This is a genomic window from Antiquaquibacter soli (assembly GCF_030580675.1).
Taxonomy (GTDB): domain Bacteria; phylum Actinomycetota; class Actinomycetes; order Actinomycetales; family Microbacteriaceae; genus Rhodoglobus; species Rhodoglobus soli.
Window position 1 is genome coordinate 30,164 of record NZ_JAUQUB010000001.1, and the last position, 22,354, is coordinate 52,517.

General features: G+C 71.0%; 18 protein-coding genes. 11 read left to right on the top strand and 7 right to left on the bottom strand.

Features of this window, described 5'->3' with window-relative positions; all coding sequences use genetic code 11:
* Nucleotides 1–24: 24 nt before the first annotated feature.
* Nucleotides 25–597: an L-rhamnose mutarotase gene (locus tag Q5716_RS00135; protein ID WP_305001059.1), complete on the bottom strand. Its 573-nt coding sequence runs from the start codon at nt 595–597 to the stop codon at nt 25–27.
* Between the two features lie 96 nt (nt 598–693).
* Between Q5716_RS00135 and Q5716_RS00140 the strand changes: the two genes are divergently transcribed.
* Nucleotides 694–1,716, top strand: a complete 1,023-nt coding sequence (locus Q5716_RS00140) for a LacI family DNA-binding transcriptional regulator (RefSeq protein ID WP_305001060.1) — start codon at nt 694–696, stop codon at nt 1,714–1,716.
* A gap of 96 nt (nt 1,717–1,812) precedes the next feature.
* Here Q5716_RS00140 and Q5716_RS00145 read toward each other — a convergent pair whose 3' ends face one another.
* A complete protein-coding gene (locus Q5716_RS00145) occupies nt 1,813–2,796 on the bottom strand; it encodes a Gfo/Idh/MocA family protein (RefSeq protein ID WP_305001061.1) in 984 nt (327 codons plus the stop codon).
* Nucleotides 2,797–2,902: 106 nt separating this feature from the next.
* On the opposite strand from Q5716_RS00145, the gene Q5716_RS00150 reads away from it, so the two are divergent.
* The 5 genes from Q5716_RS00150 (at nt 2,903) to Q5716_RS00170 (ending at nt 9,684) form a co-directional block, all read left to right on the top strand.
* On the top strand, nt 2,903–5,008 hold the full coding sequence (locus Q5716_RS00150) for a beta-galactosidase (RefSeq protein ID WP_305001062.1): 2,106 nt from the start codon (nt 2,903–2,905) through the stop codon (nt 5,006–5,008).
* A complete protein-coding gene (locus tag Q5716_RS00155) occupies nt 5,005–5,940 on the top strand; it encodes a carbohydrate ABC transporter permease (RefSeq protein WP_305001063.1) in 936 nt (311 codons plus the stop codon). Before Q5716_RS00150 ends, Q5716_RS00155 begins: the two co-directional genes overlap by 4 nt.
* The gene (locus tag Q5716_RS00160; protein WP_305001064.1) at nt 5,940–6,794 is read left to right on the top strand and encodes a carbohydrate ABC transporter permease; all 855 of its coding nucleotides are present in this window, start codon (nt 5,940–5,942) and stop codon (nt 6,792–6,794) included. Before Q5716_RS00155 ends, Q5716_RS00160 begins: the two co-directional genes overlap by 1 nt.
* Before the next feature lie 106 nt (nt 6,795–6,900).
* On the top strand, nt 6,901–8,229 hold the full coding sequence (locus Q5716_RS00165) for an ABC transporter substrate-binding protein (protein ID WP_305001065.1): 1,329 nt from the start codon (nt 6,901–6,903) through the stop codon (nt 8,227–8,229).
* 102 nt (nt 8,230–8,331) lie between these two features.
* On the top strand, nt 8,332–9,684 hold the full coding sequence (locus Q5716_RS00170; protein ID WP_305001066.1) for a GH1 family beta-glucosidase: 1,353 nt from the start codon (nt 8,332–8,334) through the stop codon (nt 9,682–9,684).
* Between the two features lie 84 nt (nt 9,685–9,768).
* Here the strand turns inward: Q5716_RS00170 and Q5716_RS00175 are convergent, their stop codons facing one another.
* Complete coding sequence (locus Q5716_RS00175) at nt 9,769–10,632, bottom strand: helix-turn-helix domain-containing protein (RefSeq protein WP_305001067.1); 864 nt, start codon at nt 10,630–10,632, stop codon at nt 9,769–9,771.
* An 84-nt stretch (nt 10,633–10,716) separates the two neighbouring features.
* Between Q5716_RS00175 and Q5716_RS00180 the strand changes: the two genes are divergently transcribed.
* The 4 genes from Q5716_RS00180 (at nt 10,717) to Q5716_RS00195 (ending at nt 17,986) form a co-directional block, all read left to right on the top strand.
* Nucleotides 10,717–13,593, top strand: a complete 2,877-nt coding sequence (locus Q5716_RS00180) for a DUF5107 domain-containing protein (protein WP_305001068.1) — start codon at nt 10,717–10,719, stop codon at nt 13,591–13,593.
* Nucleotides 13,590–15,656 carry a beta-galactosidase gene (locus Q5716_RS00185; protein ID WP_305001069.1) on the top strand — a complete coding sequence of 689 codons (2,067 nt, stop codon included), beginning with the start codon at nt 13,590–13,592 and terminating at the stop codon, nt 15,654–15,656. The genes Q5716_RS00180 and Q5716_RS00185 overlap by 4 nt, the downstream gene beginning before the upstream one ends.
* A gap of 12 nt (nt 15,657–15,668) precedes the next feature.
* A complete protein-coding gene (locus Q5716_RS00190) occupies nt 15,669–16,685 on the top strand; it encodes a Gfo/Idh/MocA family protein (RefSeq protein ID WP_305001070.1) in 1,017 nt (338 codons plus the stop codon).
* A gap of 113 nt (nt 16,686–16,798) precedes the next feature.
* A complete protein-coding gene (locus Q5716_RS00195; protein WP_305001071.1) occupies nt 16,799–17,986 on the top strand; it encodes a kynureninase in 1,188 nt (395 codons plus the stop codon).
* On the opposite strand, the gene Q5716_RS00200 is transcribed toward Q5716_RS00195, so the two are convergent.
* Nucleotides 17,983–18,684, bottom strand: coding sequence for an SDR family oxidoreductase (locus Q5716_RS00200; protein ID WP_305001072.1), 702 nt, complete (start codon nt 18,682–18,684; stop codon nt 17,983–17,985). The genes Q5716_RS00195 and Q5716_RS00200 overlap by 4 nt on opposite strands.
* A 76-nt stretch (nt 18,685–18,760) precedes the next feature.
* Here Q5716_RS00200 and Q5716_RS00205 point away from each other — a divergent pair, with 76 nt between their 5' ends.
* Entirely contained in the window at nt 18,761–19,210 is a 450-nt protein-coding gene (locus Q5716_RS00205; protein ID WP_305001073.1) for a winged helix-turn-helix transcriptional regulator, read from the top strand.
* On the opposite strand, the gene Q5716_RS00210 is transcribed toward Q5716_RS00205, so the two are convergent.
* The 3 genes from Q5716_RS00210 to Q5716_RS00220 are packed head-to-tail and all read right to left on the bottom strand — an operon-like array spanning nt 19,207 to nt 22,309.
* Nucleotides 19,207–20,052 carry a sugar phosphate isomerase/epimerase family protein gene (locus tag Q5716_RS00210; protein ID WP_305001074.1) on the bottom strand — a complete coding sequence of 282 codons (846 nt, stop codon included), beginning with the start codon at nt 20,050–20,052 and terminating at the stop codon, nt 19,207–19,209. The two genes, Q5716_RS00205 and Q5716_RS00210, sit on opposite strands and share 4 nt — an antisense overlap.
* Nucleotides 20,049–21,185: a dihydrodipicolinate synthase family protein gene (locus Q5716_RS00215; protein WP_305001075.1), complete on the bottom strand. Its 1,137-nt coding sequence runs from the start codon at nt 21,183–21,185 to the stop codon at nt 20,049–20,051. The genes Q5716_RS00210 and Q5716_RS00215 overlap by 4 nt, the downstream gene beginning before the upstream one ends.
* Complete coding sequence (locus tag Q5716_RS00220) at nt 21,185–22,309, bottom strand: Gfo/Idh/MocA family protein (protein WP_305002940.1); 1,125 nt, start codon at nt 22,307–22,309, stop codon at nt 21,185–21,187. Before Q5716_RS00220 ends, Q5716_RS00215 begins: the two co-directional genes overlap by 1 nt.
* Between the last annotated feature and the right edge of the window lie 45 nt (nt 22,310–22,354).

A 22,354-nucleotide genomic window follows, 5' to 3' on the forward strand; every position in this document is an offset into this window, starting at 1 on the left:
CTACCGGTCGGCAGGTAAACCGGTCTATCTAGTGCTGCCCAGTCGAGCAAGCTGCTCGTCGAGGTTGAAGACCTCGCGCAGCGGGCGGCTCGGTCGCGACCAGGGCCAGCTCGGGATGCCCGGGCTGTCGGTCTCGCCATAGGCGACCGCGACGCCGTCGTCGCGGACGAAGACCGAGAGGTTCCGCATGCCGCTCGAGTGCAGGCGCTCGAGCATCCGGTCATCGATCTCGGGCAGCGCGTCGACGACCGCGCAATGGCGGTAGGGCGCTCGCACCTCGGGCAGTCCGAGGGCGGACTCGAGGTGGAGGGCGAGCGTCGGCCACCGCATGACGGTGCCGGGCACGACGAGCCGATCCATCTCGACCGACCACCGCGGCGAGACCTCCGCGGCGGCCATGTCGCGCTGCGCGGACTCCCAGTCGGGCGACTCGAGGTAGCCGACGAGCACGCCGTCGTCGCGGAGGAACAGCGAGTAGTCCTGCCAGCCGGTGCGGTCGAGCTCGGCGACGAGCTCCGGCCACGGATCGGCGTGCATGGCGACGTACGTGTCCCGGTGCTCGGCGGCGACGAGCATGGTGAAGCAGACGCGCTCCATGAGGGCCCTTCCTGATGAGGGGGTGATGGTGCGCCGAATGACGCGGCTCGCGTCGTCGTCAGCTTACTATTGTTTGCGGTAACGAAGGAGTGCTCAGTGGCGCGTCAGCAGGGCTCGAAGGTGCGGGCACCGACGATGGCCGATGTCGCACGCCTCGCGAAGGTGTCGCCGCAGACGGTCTCGCGCGTGCTCAACGACTACGAGTTCATCAAGCCGCACACGCGCGACCGCGTGCTGCAGGCCATCGACAGCCTCGACTACCGCCCGAACATGGCCGCGCGCACGCTCGCGACGAGCCGCTCCCGCACCATCGGCGTGATCGCCACCGACTATCTGAGCTACGGCCCCGCGACCGCGCTATGGGGGGTCGAGCAGGCGGCCCGCGAGGCCGGCTACGGAGTGTCGATCGTGAGCCTGCGGGAGTCGAACTACCGCACCATGACCGAAGCGCTCGAGCGGCTCGCGAGCCAGTCGGTCGAGGGCGTCGTGATGATCGCGCCGCAGGACGCGACCGCGCACGCGGCGTTCGTGAGCTTCGACGAGATCCCGGTCGTGACGCTCAGCTCCTACGAGTCCGGGGTGCACAAGCCGATCATGCTCGACTCCGCGGAGGGCTCGCGCATCGCGACCCGCCACCTGATCGACCTCGGGCACCGGGTCATCCGTCATGTCTCCGGGCCGGCCGGCTTCACCGTCTCGGAGTCGCGCGTGCAGGGCTGGCGCGACGCCGCGAGCGAGGCCAGGCTCGTCGCGACCGAGCCGCTCGTGGGGGACTGGACCGCCGAGAGCGGGTACGTCGTCGGCAAGGAGCTCGCCCGCGACCACCGCGCCACGGCCGTCTACGTCGCGAACGACCGCATGGCGCAGGGCGTGCTGCTCGCGCTGCACGAGGCGGGGCGCCGCGTGCCGGAGGACTTCAGCGTCGTCGGCTTCGACGACGTGCCGGAGGCGGCGTACCTGATCCCGCCGCTCACGACGATCCGCCAGGACTTCACGGCCCTCGGTCGCCGCTGCATCGAGGCGGTGCTCGCGCTCATCAACGGCGAGCCGCCCCTCGAGCCGGAGCCGCTCATCCCGAACCTCATCGTGCGGCAGTCGACGGCACCCCCGCTCCAGTAGCCGTACGGGCACACCTCTCTCGCAATGGCACGCGGAGTTCGCCGTGCCCGTGCGAATCTAGTGTGCCCTTGCGGGCGGGGTGGTGCGGGACGCGCGTCACCCGAGCGCGGCCCGCACGCGGTCGACGGTGCGCATGAGTGCGAGCGAGTCGGCGTGCGAGGAGAGCGGATGCTCGAGCCATCCGTTCGACACCGCCTCGTGCACGGCGCGCAGCATCGGCACGTACCCGTTGCCCTCCTTCGCCTCGGTGCGCGTCTCGCGGAATCCGTCCGGCTTGCGCAGGGTGTACGTCGTGTCCGACCAGAACGCCTCCGCGATCTCGATGAGCCCCTCGTCGCCGCCGATCGCTGCGGAGAGCGGCAACTGCGTGCGGATGGATGATGCGAGCACCGCCTGCTGACCGCCCGGGTAGCCCAGCAGCACGCCGAGCTCGCTGTCGACACCGGTGTCGGCACCGTCGTAGCCGAGCCGCGACCCGGTCGCGGCGACGGACTGCGGCTCGCCGAGCACGAGCTGCGCGATCGTGAGCGGGTACACGCCCTGGTCGAGGAGCGAGCCGCCGGCGCGCGCCGGATCCCAGAGCCGGTGGTCGCCGTAGGGGAGGGGGAAGCCGAAGCTCGCCATGACCGTGCGGGGGTTGCCGATCGCCCCCTCCGCGAGAAGGCGCTGGATGACCCGGATCGCGGGGTTGAACCGCGTCCACATCGCCTCCATGAGGAACACACCCGCCGTGCGGGCCGCATCGACCACCCGCTCGGCCTCGGCGAGAGTCGTCGTGAACGCCTTCTCGACGAGCACGGCCTTGCCGGCGTCGATGGCGCGCAGGGCGAGCTCGGCGTGGTTGTGGTGCGGCGTCGCGATGTACACGACGTCGATGTCGTCGCGTGCGAGGAGCTCGTCCACCGCGACGGTCGACGGGATGCCCCGCTCCTCGGCCCACGGCCGAGCACGCTCCGCGTCCCGCGCCCCGAGCGCGACGAGCTCCACCCCGTCGCACTCCCGGAAGTCCGGGGCGATGGCGTTGCCCATCCACCCGTGGCCGATCATCCCGAATCGTGTGACGCCGCTGTGCTCGCTCATGGGGATTCACGCTAGCGCAGCACGGCTCCCGCTTGACAACAGAATTGTTTGCGCAAACAATTGGACTCGGCGCACGACCGCGCGCCGACCACGAAGGAGTGATTGCGTGCCCGAGACCCCGACCTACCGGATCGGAGACCGCATCCTCTTCGGCGCGGCCTACTACCCCGAGTACGAGCCGGTCGAGCGCGTCGACGAGGACTTCCGCCTCATGCGCGAGGCCGGGTTCTCCCTCATCCGGGTCGGCGAGTCGGTGTGGTCGACGTGGGAGCCGCGCGACGGCGAGTTCGAGCTCGAGTGGCTCGCGCCCGTGCTCGACACGGCGCACGAGCACGGCATCTCCGTCGTGCTCGGCACCCCGACCTACGCCGTGCCGCCGTGGCTCATGATCAAGCACCCCGAGATCGCCGCCGAGGAGAAGACGGGCGTGCGCGTGAACTGGGGCGCTCGCCAGGAGACCGACACGTCGCATCCCGTCTTCCGCGAGTACGCCGAGCGGATCATCCGGAAGGTCGTCGGCCGCTATGCCGACCACCCCGCCGTCGTCGGCTTCCAGGTCGACAACGAGCCCGGCCACCAGGTGCCGCACAACGCGCACGTCTTCGCCGGCTTCAAGGCCTGGCTCCTCGAGCAGTACGGCGATGTCGAGGCGATCAACGACGCGTGGAACCTCACCCACTGGGCCCACCGCATGACCGACATCGATCAGCTGTGGATCCCCGACGGCAACCACGTGCCCCAGTACGACCTCGCGTGGCGCCGCTACCAGGCGACCCTGACGACCGAGTACATCGCGTGGCAGGTCGGGATCGTGCGCGAGTTCGCGAGCGACGACCAGTTCGTCACGACGTGCATCGACCCGATGCGGGCCGCGGTCGACGATCGGGCGATCGGGCGGGCATCCGACCTCGTCGCCGCCAACCAGTACCTCGCGACCCAGTCCGAGCTCGCGGCCGAGACCGCGGGCGAGTACGCGTTCCCGCCGTCGGGCAGCTGGGCGCCGTTCTTCGTCGCCGACCGCACGTGGGCGATCGGCCAGTCGCCGTTCATGGTGACCGAGACCAATGCGACGTCGATCGGCTTCCCCTGGTTCAACTACCCCGCCTACGACGGGCAGTGGCGGCAGGTCGCGTGGGCGATGATCGCCCGCGGTGCCCGGGCGATCGAGTACTGGCACTGGCACACCATGCACGGGTCGTGGGAGACCTACTGGGGGGGCATCCTGCCGCACAGCTTCCAGCCGGGTCGCGTCTACGAGCAGATCGCCGCGCTCGGCCGGGAGATCCGGGATGCCGGCCCCGCCGTCGAGGGCATCGTGCCCGACGCGCGCGTCGGGCTGCTGTTCTCCATGCCGACCCGCTGGGCGTTCGAGTTCCACCCGCCGCTGCAGGACCCGACGGCTCCCGCGGAGAAGCAGGGGCCGAAGGACGCCGCGTCCTACGAGCGCATCGTGTACCGCTTCTACGGAGGCCTCAGCCGCGCCGGCCACCAGGTTCGCGTCATGCACGCCGCCGACGCCGAGCTCGCCGACCCCGTCGCGCTCGCGGCCGAGCTCCCGGTGCTCGTCGTGCCCGCGCTGTACCTCGTGAGCGACGAGCTCGTGGCACGGCTGCGGGAGTACGCCGCCGCCGGGGGCCACCTCGTGCTGAGCATCCGCTCGCTCTATGCCGACGAGATCGGCCGACCGCGCCTCGACGTGCAGCCCGCGGGGATCGCCGCGGAGGCCGGGGTGCGGTACGACGAGTTCTCCAACCTGCTCGCACCGGTGCCCGTCTCGGGGCAGCTCTCCGGAGAGGCTGAGGGACTCATCGAGGGACTCGAGTCGCACGGTGCCGAGGTGATCGCGGGGTACGAGCATCCGCACTTCGGTCGCTGGGCCGCGGCGACGACCCACCCGCACGGCGAGGGCCGCATCAGCTACCTGGGCAGCCTGCCGAGCCTCGAGCTCGCGGAGAGCCTCGGCCGCTGGCTCGCCGCCGACGCCCCGGAGCACCCGTGGGCGTCCCAGCTCGTACCCGGCCGGGTGACGGTGCACGGCGCGGTCAACGGCGCCGGCGAGCGCCTGTGGTTCGTTCACAACTGGGGCTTCGAGTCGCAGACGGTGACACCCCCCATGCCGGTTACGGACCTCGAGGGAGTCGCCCACGGCACGATCGAGCTCGGGCCGTGGGACGTGCGGGTGCTGAAGGAATCCGCGGGGGCGACCGGATGACCGCGCCCACCGCACTCGTCGACGTCGCCGCATCCACGCGCCGCCGTCGTCCCAGCGCGAAGCTCCGGGCCAGCCGGATCGCCTACGCGTTCCTGCTCCCGTTCATCGTCGTCTTCACGCTCACGATCGTCGTGCCCCTCGGCTACGCCCTCGTGATCAGCTTCTTCAAGAAGCAACTCATCGGCGGCACCGTGTTCGTCGGCATCGACAACTACGTTCGGGCTCTCGGCGACACCCTGCTGCACGACGGCGTGCTGCGCGTGCTCCTGTTCTTCGTCGTTCAGGTGCCGATCATGCTGCTCATCGCGGTGCTCGCCGCGCTCGCGATCGACTCCGGGCGCCTCGCCGGCAGCCGCATCGTGCGCATCGGACTGTTCCTGCCGTACGCGGTGCCCGCCGTCGTCGCGGCGCTCATGTGGGGCTACATCTTCGGCGGGCGGTTCGGGCTCGCCGGCCAGGTGTTCGGCTTCTTCGGGGTGCCCGCCCCCGACTTCCTCGGGCCCGGCCTCATGCTCGGCTCGGTCGGCAACATCGTCACGTGGTCGTTCGTCGGCTACAACATGCTGATCTTCTACGCCGCGCTGCGCTCCATCCCCGAGGAGGTCTACGAGGCCGCCGCGATCGACGGGGCGGGAGAGTTCCGCAAGGCGTGGTCGATCAAGCTGCCCGCCCTGCGGCCGGCGCTCACGCTCGCGCTCATCTTCTCCGTGATCGGGAGCCTGCAGCTGTTCAACGAGCCGAGCATCCTGCAGGCCCTGCGGCCGAGCGTCATCACGACCAACTACACGCCGAACCTCTACGCCTACAGCCTGTCGTTCATGGGCGGGCAGACCAACTACGCGGCGGCGATCGCCGTGCTCCTCGGCGGACTCACCGTCGTCATCGCCTACGTCGTGCAGCTCGGCGTCGCACGGAGGGACCGGTTCGTCTGATGCGCATCCGCAAGTCCCCTGTGCTGACCATCCTGTTCTGGATGCTCCTGGCGTACTTCATGCTGCCGCTCGTGTGGCTGCTCGTGAACTCCACGAAGAGCAACGAGGAGTTGTTCACGACCTTCGGACTCGCGTTCCCGAACACGTTCGCGTTCTTCGACAACGTCGCCCAGCTCGCCACCTACCAGGACGGCATCTTCTTCCGCTGGTTCGGAAACACGATCCTGTACGCCGTCGTCGGCGCGGGCGGCGCGGCCCTCATCGCGGCGATGGGCGGGTACGCCCTCGCGAAGTTCGACTTCTTCGGCAAGCGCGGGGTCGTGGCATCCATCCTCGGCGCGACCGCCGTGCCGGGCACCGCGCTCGCCGTGCCGACCTACATGCTCTTCACCCAGTGGGGGCTGATCAACACCGAGGCGGCGGTCATCCTGCCGGCGCTCGCGAGCCCGTTCGGCCTGTTCCTCATGATGGTCTACGCGCAGGATGCGGTTCCCGAATCGATGATCGAGGCGGCCCGCATCGACGGCGCCCGGGAGTGGCGCATCTTCTTCACCATCGCCTTCCGGCTCATGGTGCCCGGCTTCGTGACCGTGCTGCTCTTCCAGCTCGTCGCGACCTGGAACAACTACTTCCTGCCGCTCATCGTCCTCAACGAGTCGGACAAGTTCCCGCTCACCGTGGGCCTGAGCCTCTGGAACAAGCTCGCGAACGCGGGCGGGGTGAGCGTCGTGCAGCCGCTCTACCCCCTGGTGATCACGGGGTCACTGCTGGCGGTCCTGCCGCTCATCGTGGCCTTCATCTTCCTTCAGCGGTACTGGCAGTCCGGTATCGCGGCGGGAGGAGTCAAGCAGTGACGACGCGGCGATCGTCGGTGCGAGACGACACCCTGGCCGGCCCGGCCGGGGATCGAGTGGGCGCTTCTCAACGAAGAGTCAAGTCAGCATCACAAGGAGAGAATCAATGATCCGACACACAGCACCCCGCGGCGTCCGCCGCGCGGTGACCGTCGCCGCAGCACTCGCTGCCACAGCCCTTGTCATCACGGGCTGCACCAGCTCCGACACCCCGTCGGACGAGCCCGTCGAGATCACGTTCTGGACGTGGTTGCCCGACATCCAGACCACGGTCGACAAGTTCGAGGAGGCGCACCCGAACATCACCGTCAAGGTGGAGAACGTCGGCGTCGGCATCGACGAGTACACCAAGATCCAGAATGCGGTCGACGCCGGCTCCGGCGGACCGGATGTCGCGCATATGACCTACGACGCCATCCCCGCGTTCGCGCTCACCGGCGCCCTCGCCGACCTCACGCAGACCGGCGGCGAGTCGATCTCCGACACGTTCCTGCCCGGCGTGGTGAGCCTCGTGCAGTTCGGCGACGCGATCTACGGGGTGCCGCAGGACTTCGGCCCCGGCGTCATGTACTACCGCGAGGACCTCTTCACGGCCGCGGGCGTCGAGGTGCCGACGACGTGGGACGAGTACGCGACCGCGGCCGAGCAGTTGCACGCCGCAAACCCGAACGCCTACATTACCTACCTCGAGCCCGGACTCGTGGATGCCCCCTACATGGGCCTCTGGCAGCTCGGCGCCAAGCCGTGGACCATCGAGAACGGCACCGATCTGACCCTCGACCTGCAGTCCGAGGAGGCGCTGCAGTGGGCCGACTACTGGACCGAGCTCAACAACGCCGGCCTCACGCTCGAGTCCGTGCAGGGCTCGGACGAGTGGTTCAAGCAGATGGGCGACGGGCAGATCGCGACGTGGGTCGTCGGCGCGTGGGGCCTCCAGGCCCTCACGGGCGTGCTCCCGCAGAACGAGGGCCTGTGGCGCGTCGCACCGCAGCCGGTCTGGAACGAGGGCGACACCGGCACGAGCCAGTGGGGTGGCAGTGCATCCGTCGTCCTCGCGCAGAGCGAGAAGCAGGAGGCGGCCACCGAGTTCGCCCTGTGGGTGAACGGCTCCGAGGAGGGTGTCGCGTCGCTGCGCGACGACCAGGGACTGCTGCCCACCACCAACGCGGTGTGGGAGGACCCGGCGTTCATCGACGAGGAGATCGCGTACCTCGGCGGCCAGCAGGCGCGCCAGATCTTCGCCCAGTCCGCGCAGGACACCGTCGTCGGCTGGAGCTGGACGCCGTTCCAGCCCTACATCGGCAGCGTCTACAAGGACACCGTCGGCCAGGCGATCTCGAACAAGACCTCGATCGCCGAGGGCTTCAAGGCATGGCAGGACCGCATCGCGGAGTACGCGGAGGAGCAGGGCTTCACGGTCACCATCGCCGACTAGACGGAAGGATGCCGCGCTGCGCCGAGCGCGGCATCCTTCTCTATCTCGGGGCGGGTCGCGTCCATCGGCCCGCCCCTTTTCTTCAGCACAGAAAGCGCCAGCATGCCCAGAATCACCTTCCCCCGCGACTTCCAGTTCGGGGTCGCGACGAGCGCGTTCCAGATCGAGGGCGCGTGGGACCTCGACGGCAAGGGGCCGTCGATCTGGGACACGTTCAGCCACACCCCTGGCAAGGTGTGGCGCGACGAGCCTGGCGGAGAGGTCGCCGTCGACCACTACCACCGGTTCCGCGAGGACGTCGCGATCATGAAGGACCTCGGCCTCGACACGTACCGCTTCTCGCTCAGCTGGCCGCGGCTGCTGCCCGAGGGCACCGGTCGTGTGAACCAGGCCGGCCTCGACTTCTACAAGCGCCTGCTGGACGAGCTGGATGACGCGGGCATCGCCTCCAACGTCACCCTGTACCACTGGGACCTGCCGCAGGCGCTCGAGGACCGCGGCGGCTGGGGCAACCGCGACGTCGCAGGATGGTTCGGCGAGTACGCCGCGCTCGCGTTCGACGAGCTCGGCGACCGCGTCACGCGCTGGGCGACCCTCAACGAGCCGATCGCGATCTGGGTCGGCTACGGCATGGGCATCTTCGCCCCCGGCCACGCCGACCCGCGGCTCGGGAAGCAGGCCATGCACCACGCGCTGCTCGCGCACGGCGCCGGGGTCTCGGCGTTCCGGGCGTCCGCGGCGGCGGAGCGGTCGGAGATCGGTCTCGTTCTCGACATCTGGCAGCGGCATCCCGCGACCGACTCGGCGGCCGACCTCGCGCTCGCGCAGCGCGACGAGGATGACTCGTTCCGCTTCTTCCTCGACCCCCTTCTGCGCGGCGCCTACGGCGACCGCATCGTCTCCCGTCTCACTGCGGAAGGGGTCATGCCGGAGATCCGGGACGGCGACCTCGAGTCCATCAGCCAGCCGATCGACTTCCTCGGCCTCAACGTCTACTCGCGCGTCGTCGTGAGCGCGGAGAACTACAACCCGCAGTGGTGGGTCGCCGGGGACGGGCATCCGGGCGGCAACTTCCTCGATAACGGGATGGAGTTCTACCCGAAGAGCGTCTACGACGCGATCATGATGGCGCGCGACGAGTACGGCTTCGACGGGCCGATCTGGATCACCGAGAACGGCGTCGCCGACGGGCCGTCGTCGGTCGACGGCCCGCTGCACGACGAGGAGCGCATCCGCTACGTCGCCGGGTTCCTCGAGTGGATCGCGCGGGCCATCGACGACGGCGCCGACGTGCGCGGGTACTACCTGTGGTCGCTCATGGACAACTTCGAGTGGGCGGCGGGCTTCTCGCAGAAGTTCGGCATCGTGCACGTCGACCTGGAGACGCTCGAGCGCACCCCGAAGGCCTCGGCGGCGTGGTACCGCGACGTGATCGCGCGGCGCGGTCTGGAGTAGAGCGGCCCCTAAGGGCTCACGTAACTCGCATGGGCTCGGGTGATTTTGCGCGCCCGTGCGACTCGGGTGGGCCCTTGCGGAGGGTCACCCCTTGTGGATCGCGCGGTACTCCGTCGGGGAGACCCCGTGCCGGTCGCGGAAGTGGCGGGAGAAGTACAGCGGGTCGTCGTGGCCGACGGCACGCGCGACCTCGGCGACGGGGAGGCCCGTGCGGTCGAGGAGGCTGCGGGCGCGCGTCATCCTGAGGCTCGTCTGGTAGGCGAGCACGCCGCCGCCCGTCGCCCGCCGGAACAGCGCTCCGAGGTGCGACGCCGAGACGCCGACGAGCGCGGCGAGGTCGTCGACCCGCACCGGGGAGTCGAGCCGGTCGGCGAGGTAGGCCATCGCCCGTTCGACGGGGTCGCCGCGCTCCGGCAGCAGCTGGTCGATCGCGAGCTGGGTGAAGAGCTTGAAGGCCGCCCCGGTCGAGCCGAGGAGGTTCGCCGGACCGTGGCCGCGCTCGAGGTGGCCGACGATCTCGTCGATGAGGGCGACGGCCGCCCCGGGCTGGCGGAGGATTAGCACAGGGCGGGATGCTCCAGCGCCGGTCGCGGCGACGAGCTCCGGGGCATCCGTGCCACGCAGATGGCACCACCAGATCGTCCATGGTTCGCTCGCGGCGGCGCGATAGGAGTGCGGGATGCCGCGAGGCAGCAGCACCGCGCATCCCGGCGATACGGCGAACTCGACGCCGTCGACCACGACGCCGCCCGACCCGGCGGTGCAGATCATCACAATGTCCTCGTGAGCCCCGGTGGGACGCGAGCGTGCGTGCCCAGCCGCGGCGGGGAAGTATCCCGCGTCCGTGACGACGAGGCGACGGGTCACGGGCCGCGCGAGGGCGTCGACGACGACGGGGCGCGGGACGATCTCGAACCGCTCCCCGGGGAATCCGTCGGCGAGAGCCATCCGACAATCACATCATCGAATCGTCCATATCGCGAGCGGGTTCGTGCATTCTCCTCCAGGCGCGAGCTTCCTAGCGTTGACCGCATGCTCACGCTGCCGTCTGCACCCCCCGCGCTCGCGACGAAGCTGGCCGCCGGCCAGGTGATCGCGTGGCGCGAGCCCATCACGATCCCGACCTACGAGCCGGGCGAGCCCGACCGCTACCCCATGTACCTCGACGAGCGGGTCTACCAGGGCTCGAGCGGCGCCGTCTACCCGCTGCCGTTCATCGACTCCATCGCGACCGAGCCGGTCGAGCGGGAGTGGGACGCGCTGCACCTGGAGAACGAGTTCGTGCGCCTCGTCATTCTGCCCGAGCTCGGCGGGCGCATCCACGTCGGCTTCGACAAGGTCGCCGGCTACGACTTCTTCTACCGCAACTCGGTCATCAAGCCCGCTCTCGTCGGTCTTGCGGGCCCCTGGGTCTCCGGCGGCGTCGAGTTCAACTGGCCGCAGCACCACCGGCCTGCAACCTTCCTGCCCACCGACTCGCACATCGAGTGGGGTCACGACGACTCGGTAACGGTGTGGTGCAGCGACCACGACCCGTTCGACCGCATGAAGGGGATGCACGGCATCCGCCTCCGACCGGGCTCGGCCCTCATCGAGCTCGCCGCCCGCCTGCACAACCGCACGAGCGAGCGGCACACGTTCCTGTGGTGGGCGAACGTCGCCGCCGCCGTGCACGACGACTACCAGTCGTTCTTCCCGACCGATGTGCACTGGGTCGCCGACCACGCCCGCCGCGCGATCACCGCCTTCCCGACCGCCGACCGGCCGTACTACGGCGTCGACTACCCGGCGCGCCCGGGAGCCGACCGGCTCGACTGGTACCGCAACATCACCGTGCCGACCTCCTACATGGTCACCTCGACGCAGGACGACTTCTTCGGCGGCTACGACCACCGCGCGGGCGCCGGCTTCGTGCACTGGGCGGACCGGAACATCGCGCCCGGTAAGAAGCAGTGGACGTGGGGCAACGCGCCCTTCGGCCACGCGTGGGATGCCCACCTCACCGACGAGGACGGCCCGTACGTCGAGCTCATGGCGGGCGTCTACACCGACAACCAGCCCGACTTCAGCTTCATCGCCCCCGGCGAGACGAAGTCCTTCACCCAGTACTGGTACCCGTACCAGGGCATCGGCGTGGTGCACCAGGCGAACCGGGATGCCGCGGTTCACCTCTCCGTCGAGGGCGGGGTCGCGCGGCTCGGGGCCGCGGTGACTCGGCGTCACAGCGGAGTGCGGGTGGCGCTGCGGCGGGGGAGCGAGATCCACGGCGAGTGGACGGTCGACGTGGCGCCGGGGCATCCGTTCACCGCGGAGCTGCCGTTCGACGGGGAGGCGCACGAGCTGCGGCTGGTCGTGGGCGTGCTCCTCGAGTGGCAGCCGCGCCTCGACGCGCCGACCCCGCCTCCCGCCGTCGCGACCGAACCACCCGAGCCGTCGCAGGTGGCCTCGAGCGACGAGCTGCACCTGATCGCAACGCACCTCGAGCAGTACCGGCATCCGACCCGCTCGCCGCTGCCGTACCTCGAGGAGGCGCTGCGTCGGGACCCGGGGGATGCTCGTGCCCTCGTGTCGCTCGCCTGGCGCTCGTACCGGGCGGGGCGCTACGCGGAAGCGCTCGCCGGGGTGGATGCGGCGCTCGCGCGGCAACGCCTCTACAACTCCAACCCGCGCGACGGGGAGCCGGCGTACCTGCGCGGGCTCGTGCTCGTGCGCCTCGGCCGTCGGGGCGACGCCTACGCGTCGTTCGCGAAGTCCCGGTGGAACGCCGAGTTCCGGCACGCCGCATCCCTCGAGATGGCTCGCCTGGATGCCGCGTCGTGCCGCACCGCGGAGGCGCTCGAGAACGTGCGCGAGGCCCTGCGCTTCGACGCCGACGACCTGCGCGCCCGCACGCTGCTCGTGGTGCTGCTGCGCCGCGAGCACCGCTGGTTCGATGCGGCGGTCGCGCTCGCCGAGTCCCGGGCGCTGGATCCGCTGGATGCCCTGCTGAGGTTTCTCGACGGCGCGCATCCGTCCGACGACCCCACGATCCTCCTCGACACCGCGACCGAGCTCGCGGGAATCGGCGAGCTCGACCACGCGCTCGCGTTGTTCGACGCCGTCGCGGAGGCGGAGCCCGTCCCGGGCGCCGGGGATGTGCGCACGATGGCGCTCTACCGCCGGGCGCACCTCGCCCGGCTCGCGGGTCTCGACGCGGGCCCCGACCTCGAGCGGGCGCGCCGGGCCCCCGTCGACCGCGCGTTCCCGCACGGGCTCGACGACTTCGACGCGCTCGTCGCCGCCCTCGAGGGGGACGAGTCGGATGCTCGCGCCCACTCCCTGCTCGGGTGCCTGCTCTACGGCGCCGGCCGCCGCTCCGAGGCGCTCCGGCACTGGCTGCGCGCGCTCGAGCTCGGCGACGAGAACCCGGTCACGCTCCGCAACGCCGCCCTCGCGACGGTCGTGACGACGGGCGACGCCGAGTCGGGGATCGACCTGTACGAGCGAGCGCTCGCGGTCGCGCCGACGGATGCCCGGCTGTGGTTCGAGTCCGACCAGTTGCTCGCCCGCGCCGGAGCCACTCCCGCCGCGCGACTCGCGCGCGTGCCGCTCGCCGCGCTGTCCCGCGACGATCTCGCGATCGAATACGCCGGGCTCCTCGTCGATGTCGACCGCGCGACGGAGGCGGTGGCCCTCCTCGAGTCGCGGCCGTTCCAGCCGTGGGAGGGCGGCGAGGGCCGCGCGATCGCGGCGTGGGAGCGGGCGTGCGTCGCGTCGGGTCAGGAGTCGCGGGCGTCGCATCCGCCCGCCTCGCTCGGGGAGGTGCGCGGCGAGCCGACGACTCCGACCGCGGTTCGGGCCGACGGCTCGGTGGACTACTTCGCGACGTCGCTGCCGGAGCGCCTGCTGTTCCCGGGGGTGGGTCGATGATCGTCCCCGAGGCGGCCGAGCCGCTGCGCGACCACCTGCCGCTCGGCGGGCGCGGCATCGCGGTCACGAGCCGATACCTCGAGCGCGACGGCATCCCGGTGATCCCGGTGAGCGCCGAGGTGCACTTCAGTCGCATTCCCCGATCGGCATGGGACGACGAGCTGCGCAAGATCGCCGCCTCCGGCGTGACGGTGCTCGCGACGTACGCGATCTGGATCCACCACGAGCAGGTCGAGGGGCAGCTGCGCTTCGACGGATCGCTCGACCTGCGGGCGTTCGTGGAACTGTGCCGGATGCACGGTCTCGACGTCTTCCTCCGTGTCGGGCCGTGGGCGCACGCCGAGGCGCGCAATGGCGGGTTCCCCGATTGGCTCCTGGCGCGCGACCTCGAGCCGCGCTCCAACGACCCGCGCTACCTCGCGGAGGCGCGGCGCTGGTTCGCGGCGCTGGGGGAGCAGCTGGACGGGCTCGAGCTGCTCGCGGTGCAGGTGGAGAACGAGCTCTACGACGACCCCGAGCACCTCGCGGCGCTCGTCGACCTCGCTCGCGAGTGCGGCATCGACGCCCCGCTGTGGACGGGCACGGCGTGGGGCGGCGCGCACCTGCCGATCGACCGCGTGCTGCCGCTCTACGCGGGATACTCGGAGGCGTTCTGGATCGCCCACGACGCCGGTTACGACGCATCGAGCGCCAGCAACTTCTATTACTCGGACGAGCGCGACGAGGTCGGCGTCGGCGCGGACACGCGAGATTCCGCGCTCACTCCGTCGAACCTGGACCCGTCGCGCTACCCCTACGCGACGTGCGAGCTCGGCGGCGGCATGGTCTCGGCCTATCACCGCCGACCGACCGCGCTGCCCGACGATGTCGCGGCGCTCGCCCTGACGAAGCTCGGCAGCGGGTCGACGTGGCAGGGGTACTACATGTTCCACGACGGCATCAATCCGGCGCGGGGACTGCAGGAGTCGCACGCGACGGGCGCCCGCAACGACCTGCCGGAGCTCTCCTACGACTTCGGTGCGCCGCTCGGGGTGATGGGCGAGTCGAGGCCGAGTCTCGGCAAGCTGCGGCTGCAGCACCACTTCCTCGCGTGCTTCGGCGACCGGCTCGCGCCACTCCCCCTCGTGCTGCCGCCGGACGCGCCGGAGGTCGGCGACACGACGACCCTGCGCTGGGCGGTGCGCGGCTCGGGGGGCCGCGGCTTCGTGTTCGTCACGAATCACGAGCCGCACGTAACGCTGCCCGAGCACCGCGGGGTGGTGTTCGAGGGATTCCCCCCGGTCGATATTCCTTCTGGTGCATATTTCTTCTGGCCCTTCGGTTTCGAGTGGGCGGGCGGTGTCGTCGACTGGGCGACGGCACAGATCGTGACGGCGATCGGCGGCGTCCTCGTCGTCACCGGCGGCCCGGATGCGCGGCTCTCCTTCGACGGAGCCGAGGTGCCGTTGCGCGAGCGGGTGAACGTGGACGGGTTCCTCCTCCTGTCTCGCGCGGACGCGGAGCGCGCCCACGTCGTGGGGGATCGCCTCGTGCTGTGCGACGACGTGGTCACTCCCGAGTGGCTGTACGCCGAGCGCGAGCATCCCGAGTTCGACGAGTGGGACGGCGAGCGGTTCGTGCGGCGGGTGCTGGAGCCCGGCTATCCGCTGCCGGCCGAGGTGCCTGTCACGGCACTGCGGGAGGCCGGGATGCCCGCCCCCGTTCGCCTCGGACCGTGGGAGCGGGCATCCGCACCGACCGACTGGACCGACGCCGGCCGGTGGCGGCTCGACGTCTCGGGGCTGCCGATGCGCGAGGGGCTGCGGGTACTGATCGAGCTCGACTGGGTCGGCGATGTCGCCCGCGCGATCGTCGACGGGCGGCCGGTGGACGACCGCTACTTCACGGGGCGGTCGTGGATGCTGCCGCTCGACCTCCTCGACGGGGCGGCCGAGGTCACGATCGAGGTGCTGTCGATGGATCCGGCGGCCCCGATCTCCCTGCCGGAGGACGCCCGGGCGGCGCTCGGCGACGGGCGGGCGGCGGTTCGCTCGGCGCGCGTGCGGAGGGTCGAGCGGCGGTAGTAGCGTCGTCGCATGATCCTCCCCGAGCCCACCCACGTGCCGTTGCGCGGCGGTCCCGTCGTGCGCTGGGGCATCCTCGCTCCCGGCGGCATCGCCGACGCCTGGACCGAGACCCTGCACCGCAACACCGACCAGCGCGTGGCCGCTGTCGCGTCGCGCACGCTCGCGCGGGCGGAGGAGTTCGCCGCCCGTCACGGCGTCGGGCGGTCGTTCGGCTCGTACGACGAGCTCGTCGCGGACCCCGGTGTGGATGTCGTCTACATCGCCGCTCCGCACAGCGAGCACCGGCGGCTCGCGCTCCTCGCGATCGGCGCGGGCAAGCACGTGCTCGTGGAGAAGCCGATCGGGCTCTCCGCCGCCGAGGCGCGCGAGATCGCGGTGGCGGCGCGCGCAGCAGGGGTCTTCGCGATGGAGGCGATGTGGTCGCGGTTCCTGCCGCAGACGACGGTGCTCGCGCGACTGCTCGAGGACGGCGCCCTCGGCGACGTGCTCACGGTCACGGCCGACTTCGGCGCGGTGTTCGACACCGACCCGCAGGGTCGCGCCTACAACCCGGCGCTCGGCGGCGGGGCGCTCCTCGACGTCGGCATCTACCCGGTGTGGTTCGCGCACCTCGTGCTCGGGACGCCCTCGGCGGTGACGGCCCGCGGCTCGCTGACCGCCACGGGCGTGGATGCTCAGGCCGCCGTCATCCTCGACTACGGCACTCCCGCCCAAGCGGTGCTCACCACGAGCATGCTCGTCTCCACGCCGCGCCGTGCGGCGGTCAGCGGAACCCTCGCCGAGGTGCGCCTGCCGCGCGACTTCATGGGCCCGGGCGAGCTGCACCTCGTGCGCGACGACGAGGTGCTCGCGAGCATGGACGACCCGAACGGCTTCCGCTGGCGCGATGGCCTCTGCTACGAGGCCGTCGCGGTCGCGACGTACATCGCCGAGGGCCGCACCGAGTCGCCCCTGCACTCCCTCGACGACACGGTCGCAATCATGACGGTGCTCGACGAGGCCCGCCGCCAGGTTGGCGCGGCGTAGCCGGCTGCCTCGGCGTCGAGTTGCCACTCGTGGCGGGTCTGGGGGCGCCATTCCCGCCACGAGTGGCAACTCGATCGCGGGCCGAGGCAGCGCCAGCGCGGTAGCCTCGGTCCGTGCATCCGCTCGACGCCGCCGACCCGCTCGCGCACTACCGCGATCGCTTCGTCGGGAGCCCCGGCCTCGTCGCCTACCTCGACGGCAACTCGCTCGGGAGGCCGTTGACCGCGTCGATCGAGCGGGTCGAGGCGTTCCTCCGCGAGGAGTGGGGCGGTCGCCTCATCCGTGGGTGGGACGAGGGCTGGATGCAGCTGCCCCTAGCTCTCGGCGACGAGCTCGGCCGCGTGGCCCTCGGCGCCGCCCCCGGCCAGGTCGCGATCGCCGACTCGACGACTGTGAGCTTGTACAAGCTCATCCGCGCGGCTCTGGATGCCCGGCCGGGCCGCACCGAGATCGTCATCGATCGCGACAACTTCCCGACCGACCGGTACCTCGTCGAGGGCATCGCTCGCGACCGCGGTCTCACCGTTCGCTGGGTCGAGACCCCGCACGACGGCGGGGTCACCCCTGAGCTCGTGGCACCCGTGCTCGGCGAGCAGACCGCCCTCCTCGTGCTGAGCTCGGTCGCGTACCGCTCGGCGTGGTTCGCCGACATCCCGGCGATCACCGCGCTCGCTCACGACGCTGGCGCCCTCGTGCTGTGGGACCTGTGCCACTCGGCCGGAGTCGTCGCCACGCCGCTCGACGACTGGGGCGTCGACCTCGCTGTCGGCTGCGGGTACAAGTACCTGAACGGCGGGCCGGGAGCTCCGGCGTTCCTCTATGTGCGGTCCGACCTGCAGGCGGAGTTGCGGCAGCCGATCCAGGGGTGGCTGGGATCCGCGAGCCCGTTCGAGATGGGGCAGGGGTATGAGCCGGCTCCGGGCATCCGGGGCTTCCTGTCCGGCACCCCGCCGATGGTGGGCATGCAGGCCATGCGCGACATGGTCGCCCTCATCGACGAGGCCGGTCTCGAGGCGGTGCGCGCCAAGTCGGTCGCCCTCACGGAGCACGCGATCGCGCTCGTCGACGACGTGCTGCCGGATGCCCGGCTCGCGTCACCCCGCGACGCCGCCCGCCGCGGCGGCCACATCACGATCGACCACCCCCGCTTCGCGGAGCTCATGCCGCGGCTGTGGGAGCGCGGGGTCGTCCCCGATTTCCGACGGCCGGACGGCATCCGCCTCGGGCTCTCCCCGCTCAGCACCTCGTTCGCCGAGCTCGAGGCCGGGGTGGGGATGATCGCCGAGCTGCTCCGCGGTTAGCGCGCGAGCTGCGGGTACAGCGCCTCCACCGGCGCCGCCAGCCCCTGCTTCACGCGCACGCTGATCTCGTCGGCGAGCACCTCGAGCGAGCCGGCCTCGAGTCCGTCGTAGGCGAGGCGCACGATGTCGGCGGGGTCGTTCTTGGGCTCCGTCACGTCGGTGGTCATCGGGGTGTCGGTGTAGCCGAGGTGCAGTCCCACGACGTGGGTGCCCGCCGGGGCGAGCTCGAGGCGCAGCGAGTTCGTGACCGACCAGAACGCGGCCTTCGACGCGCTGTACGCTCCGGCGAACCCGACCCAGCTGAGCACGGAGTGCACGTCGACGAGGGCACCGCCGCCGTTCGCGGCGAGGACGGGGGCGAACGCTCGCGCCACGTGGATCGCGCCGAAGAGGTTGGTCTCGATGATCGAGCGGATGAGCGCGATGTCGCCCGTCGCGATGGGGGCGGTGCCGCCGATGCCCGCGTTGTTGATGACGACGGTCGTGTCGGACGCCTGCTGCGCGACGGCGGCGACGGATGCCTCGTCCGTCACGTCGAGGGCGAGGGGAACGACGCGGGCGTCGTCCCAGTCGCGCGGGGTGCGGGCCGTCGCGTAGACCTTGGCGGCTCCCCGGTCGAGCGCCTGGCGGACGAACTCGGTGCCGAGCCCTCCGTTCGCTCCGGTGACGAGGACGATGGCGCCCGAGAGATCGGTCATGGGATGCTCCTAGCTGGGTTGGGATTCACAACCTAGCACCCTCGGTCCGATTATCAAACTCAGCTAAGATGGCGGTATGGATCCCACCGAGTTCAACGCCCGCTGCTCGATCGCCCGCAGCCTCGACGTCCTGGGCGAGAAGTGGACCCTCCTGATCCTGCGCGAGGCGTTCCGCGGCCGAGCGCGGTTCAGCGAGTTCCGCGACTCTCTCGGGGTCGCCCGTGACATCCTCGCCAACCGGCTCGCGACGCTCGTCGAGTACGGCGTGCTCGAGAAGCGCGCCTACCGCGACGAGAACGCGCGAGAGCGCTTCGAGTACGTGCTGACCCCCGCGGGCCGCGACCTGCGGGTGGTGCTCGTCGCCCTCACCGAGTGGGGCGACCGGCACCGCGCCCTGCCGACCGGGCCGAGCGTCGCCTACGTCGAGGAGGCCAGCGGCCAGCCCGTGCACCTCGAGTTCGTCACCGCCGACGGTCGGCCCGTCCCCGCCAGCGTGGTGACGAGCGTCTTCGCCGACGCGGTCTAGAGGTACGGCTCCACGAGCTCCCGGTACCGCGACAGCGACGTCTCGACGACCGAGGGGTACGGCGCATCCCAGATGTCCTGGCGGAAGATCTCGCACTCCACGTCGCCCTCGTAGCCCGCCGCAGCGACCGCGCGCGTGAGCGACTCGAAGTCGATGAACCCGTCGCCCGGGTAGCCGCGCGAGAGCAGTGCATCCGTCGCGATGGGCAGGTTCCAGTCGCACACCTGGTAGCTGGAGATGCGGCCGGATGCCCCGGCGCGGGCGATCTGCGGCAGCACGTCCGGGTCCCAGAACACATGGAACGTGTCGACCACCACGCCGACGTCGCGCGCATCGAACTGCTCCGCGATGTCGAGCGCCTGACCGAGCGTGGACACCACGGCGCGGTCGGCGACGTACATGGGGTGCAGCGGTTCGATGGCGAGCTGGATGCCCGCGGCCCGGGCATCCAGTGAGAGCTCGCCGAGGGCATCCCGCACCCGCTCCCGCGCGCCCGCGAGATCGCGCGACCCGGCGGGCAGCCCGCCGACGACGAGCACGAGGGCGGGGGCGCCGAGCGCCGCCGTCTCCTCGATCGCGCGCCGATTGTCGTCGAGGGCGGCGGCGCGAGCGCCCGCCTCGACGGCCGTGAGAAACCCGCCGCGGCACAGGCTCGAGACCCGCAACCCGGCGTCGCGCACGTACGCGGCCGACGCCTGCAGGCCGAACTCCGCGACCGGCTCGCGCCACAACCCGATCGAGGGGATTCCCGCCGCGACGGTCGCATCCACGGCCTCCGTGAGCGACGCGAACTTGATCGTGGCCTGGTTGAGCGAGAACCGGGTCGCCGCGGCCCCGCTCACAGCCCGTTCACCGCCAGCATCGCGTGCCAGCGGGAGGCCGCGAGCTCGGGCCGCTCGAGCGCTCCCGCCTCGTTGGCGAGCCGCACGATCTCGCTCAGGTGCCGCAGGTCGCGGCCGGAGTGCAGCCCGCCGACCATCTGGAACGCCGACTGGTGCCCGTTGAGCCACGACAGGAACGCGACACCCGTCTTGTAGTACTGCGTCGGTGCCGCGAAGACCTGGCGGGCGAGCGCCTCGGTGGGGCCGAGGATGCGCTCGAAGCCGGCCCGGTCGCCCGCGTCGAGCGCCTGGATCGCCGCCGACGCGTTCGGGGCGAATGCGGCGAAGGCCCCCAGCAGAGCATCCGACCCGCTGTCGATGAGACCCACGAAGTTGAAGTCGTCGCCCGTGAACATGCGTACGCCCTCGGGCAGTCGCGAGCGGAGGGCGATCTCGGCCGAGGCATCCAGGAGCGACATCTTGATGCCCGCGACCTTCGCCGGGTTCTCCTGGATGATGCGCAGCACCGTGTCGCTCGCGGTGGCGACGTCGACCGAGCCCCAGTAGCCCGCGAGGCTCGCGTCGAAGGCGGTGCCGAGCCAGTGCAGCACGACGGGACCGCCCGCGCGCGACAGCACAGCGCGGTAGACCCGCTCGTAGTCGCCCGGGCCGCTCGCCGCGCGGGCGAGGTGACGGCTCGCCATGAGGACGACGCCGGCCCCGGCATCCTCGGCGACCTCCAGCTGGGCGACGTACGCGTCGATGACCTCGTCGACCGAGATCGCGGCCGAGTCGACGTGGTCGGTGTTGACGCCCACCACAAGCGCCCCACCGACCGACGCCGCCTCGGCCGCGCTCCGGCGGATGAGCTCGGCGCACGCGGTCCAGTCGAGGCCCATGTTGCGCTGCGCCGTGTCCATCGCGTCGGCGACGCCGAGCCCCCACGACCAGACGTGGTGACGGAACGCGAGCGTCGCATCCCAGTCCACATCGGCGGGGGCGCCCGGCACGTTGTTGCCCGTCACCCGCGGCACGACGTGCGCGGCGGCGTACGCCACCCGCGACTCGAGCGGGGCGGCGGGCTTCGAGAAGGCCGGCGCGGCCGCGAGCTGCGTGGAGGTCACGCCCCCGTCGGCGTCCAGGAGGCGCAGCATCACAGCGACACCGCGGGGAGCTGGATGCGACGCCCCTCCGCCGAGGAGCGCAGGCCCTCCTCGCTCAGCCGCACCCCGCGGGCGCCCGCGAGCAGGTCGAACTCGTACGGCGCATCCTCGAGCACGTGCCGCAGGAACTGCTCCCACTGCACCTTGAACCCGTTCTCGAACACGTCGTTGTCGGGCACCTCGATCCAGTCCTGGAAGTAGTCGTGCGTCTCCGGCAGGTCCGGGTTCCAGACGGGCTTCGGGGTGGCGTTGCGCGGCTGGATGCGGCAGCCGAAGAGCCCGACGACGGCCGAGCCGAGCGTGCCGTCCACCTGGAACTCGACGAGCTCCTTGCGGTTCACCCGCACGGCCCAGCTCGAGTTGAGCTGAACGATCGCGCCGCCGTCGAGCTCGAAGATCGCGTAGGCGGCGTCATCCGCGGTCGCTGCGTAGGATGCCCCGGCCTCGTCGACGCGCGTCGGGATGTGGGTCACGGCCCGCGCGTAGACGCTGTCGATGCGGCCGAAGAGGTTCTCGATGACGTAGTTCCAGTGGGCGAACATGTCGCTCACGATGCCGCCGCCGTCCTCGGCGCGGTAGTTCCAGCTGGGGCGCTGGGCGGGCTGCCAGTCGCCCTCGAACACCCAGTAGCCGAACTCGCCGCGCACGGACAGGATGCGGCCAAAGAAGCCCGACTCGATGAGGCGGCGCAGTTTCTGGAACCCGGGGAGGTAGAGCTTGTCGTGCACGACTCCGTTCTTGACGCCCGCCGCGGTGGCGAGGCGCGCGAGCTCGAGGGCGTCGTCGAAGCTCTCGGCGGTGGGCTTCTCGGTGTAGATGTGCTTGCCCGCGGCAATGGCCTTCTTAATGGCTTCGACGCGCTTCGTCGTCACGAGGAAGTCGGCGTAGATCGGGAAGTCGGGGTTCGCGAGCGCCTCGTCGAGGCTGTCGGTGTAGTGCTCGATGCCGTGCTTCGCGGCGAGCTCGGCGAGCTTCTCCTTCGAGCGCCCGACGAGCATCGGCTCGACCTGCACGCGGGTTCCGTCGGAGAGGAGAACCCCGCCCTGCTCGCGGATCGCGAGGATCGACCGCAGCAGGTGCTGCCGATAGCCCATGCGCCCGGAGACGCCGTTCATGATGATGCCGATGGACTGGGCCACGGGATGCTCCTTCGCTGGTCG

Excerpts from the sequence above, each read along its gene's own strand:
- Q5716_RS00205 (WP_305001073.1), top strand. The coding sequence starts at position 18,761 with ATGGATCCCACCGAGTTCAACGCCCGCTGCTCGATCGCCCGCAGCCTC.
- Q5716_RS00220 (WP_305002940.1), bottom strand. The coding sequence starts at position 22,309 with ATGAACGGCGTCTCCGGGCGCATGGGCTATCGGCAGCACCTGCTGCGG.
- Q5716_RS00170 (WP_305001066.1), top strand. The coding sequence starts at position 8,332 with ATGCCCAGAATCACCTTCCCCCGCGACTTCCAGTTCGGGGTCGCGACG.
- Q5716_RS00180 (WP_305001068.1), top strand. The coding sequence starts at position 10,717 with ATGCTCACGCTGCCGTCTGCACCCCCCGCGCTCGCGACGAAGCTGGCC.
- Q5716_RS00160 (WP_305001064.1), top strand. The coding sequence starts at position 5,940 with ATGCGCATCCGCAAGTCCCCTGTGCTGACCATCCTGTTCTGGATGCTC.
- Q5716_RS00145 (WP_305001061.1), bottom strand. The coding sequence starts at position 2,796 with ATGAGCGAGCACAGCGGCGTCACACGATTCGGGATGATCGGCCACGGG.
- Q5716_RS00215 (WP_305001075.1), bottom strand. The coding sequence starts at position 21,185 with ATGCTGCGCCTCCTGGACGCCGACGGGGGCGTGACCTCCACGCAGCTC.
- Q5716_RS00135 (WP_305001059.1), bottom strand. The coding sequence starts at position 597 with ATGGAGCGCGTCTGCTTCACCATGCTCGTCGCCGCCGAGCACCGGGAC.
- Q5716_RS00200 (WP_305001072.1), bottom strand. The coding sequence starts at position 18,684 with ATGACCGATCTCTCGGGCGCCATCGTCCTCGTCACCGGAGCGAACGGA.
- Q5716_RS00165 (WP_305001065.1), top strand. The coding sequence starts at position 6,901 with ATGATCCGACACACAGCACCCCGCGGCGTCCGCCGCGCGGTGACCGTC.
- Q5716_RS00185 (WP_305001069.1), top strand. The coding sequence starts at position 13,590 with ATGATCGTCCCCGAGGCGGCCGAGCCGCTGCGCGACCACCTGCCGCTC.
- Q5716_RS00155 (WP_305001063.1), top strand. The coding sequence starts at position 5,005 with ATGACCGCGCCCACCGCACTCGTCGACGTCGCCGCATCCACGCGCCGC.
- Q5716_RS00190 (WP_305001070.1), top strand. The coding sequence starts at position 15,669 with ATGATCCTCCCCGAGCCCACCCACGTGCCGTTGCGCGGCGGTCCCGTC.
- Q5716_RS00175 (WP_305001067.1), bottom strand. The coding sequence starts at position 10,632 with ATGGCTCTCGCCGACGGATTCCCCGGGGAGCGGTTCGAGATCGTCCCG.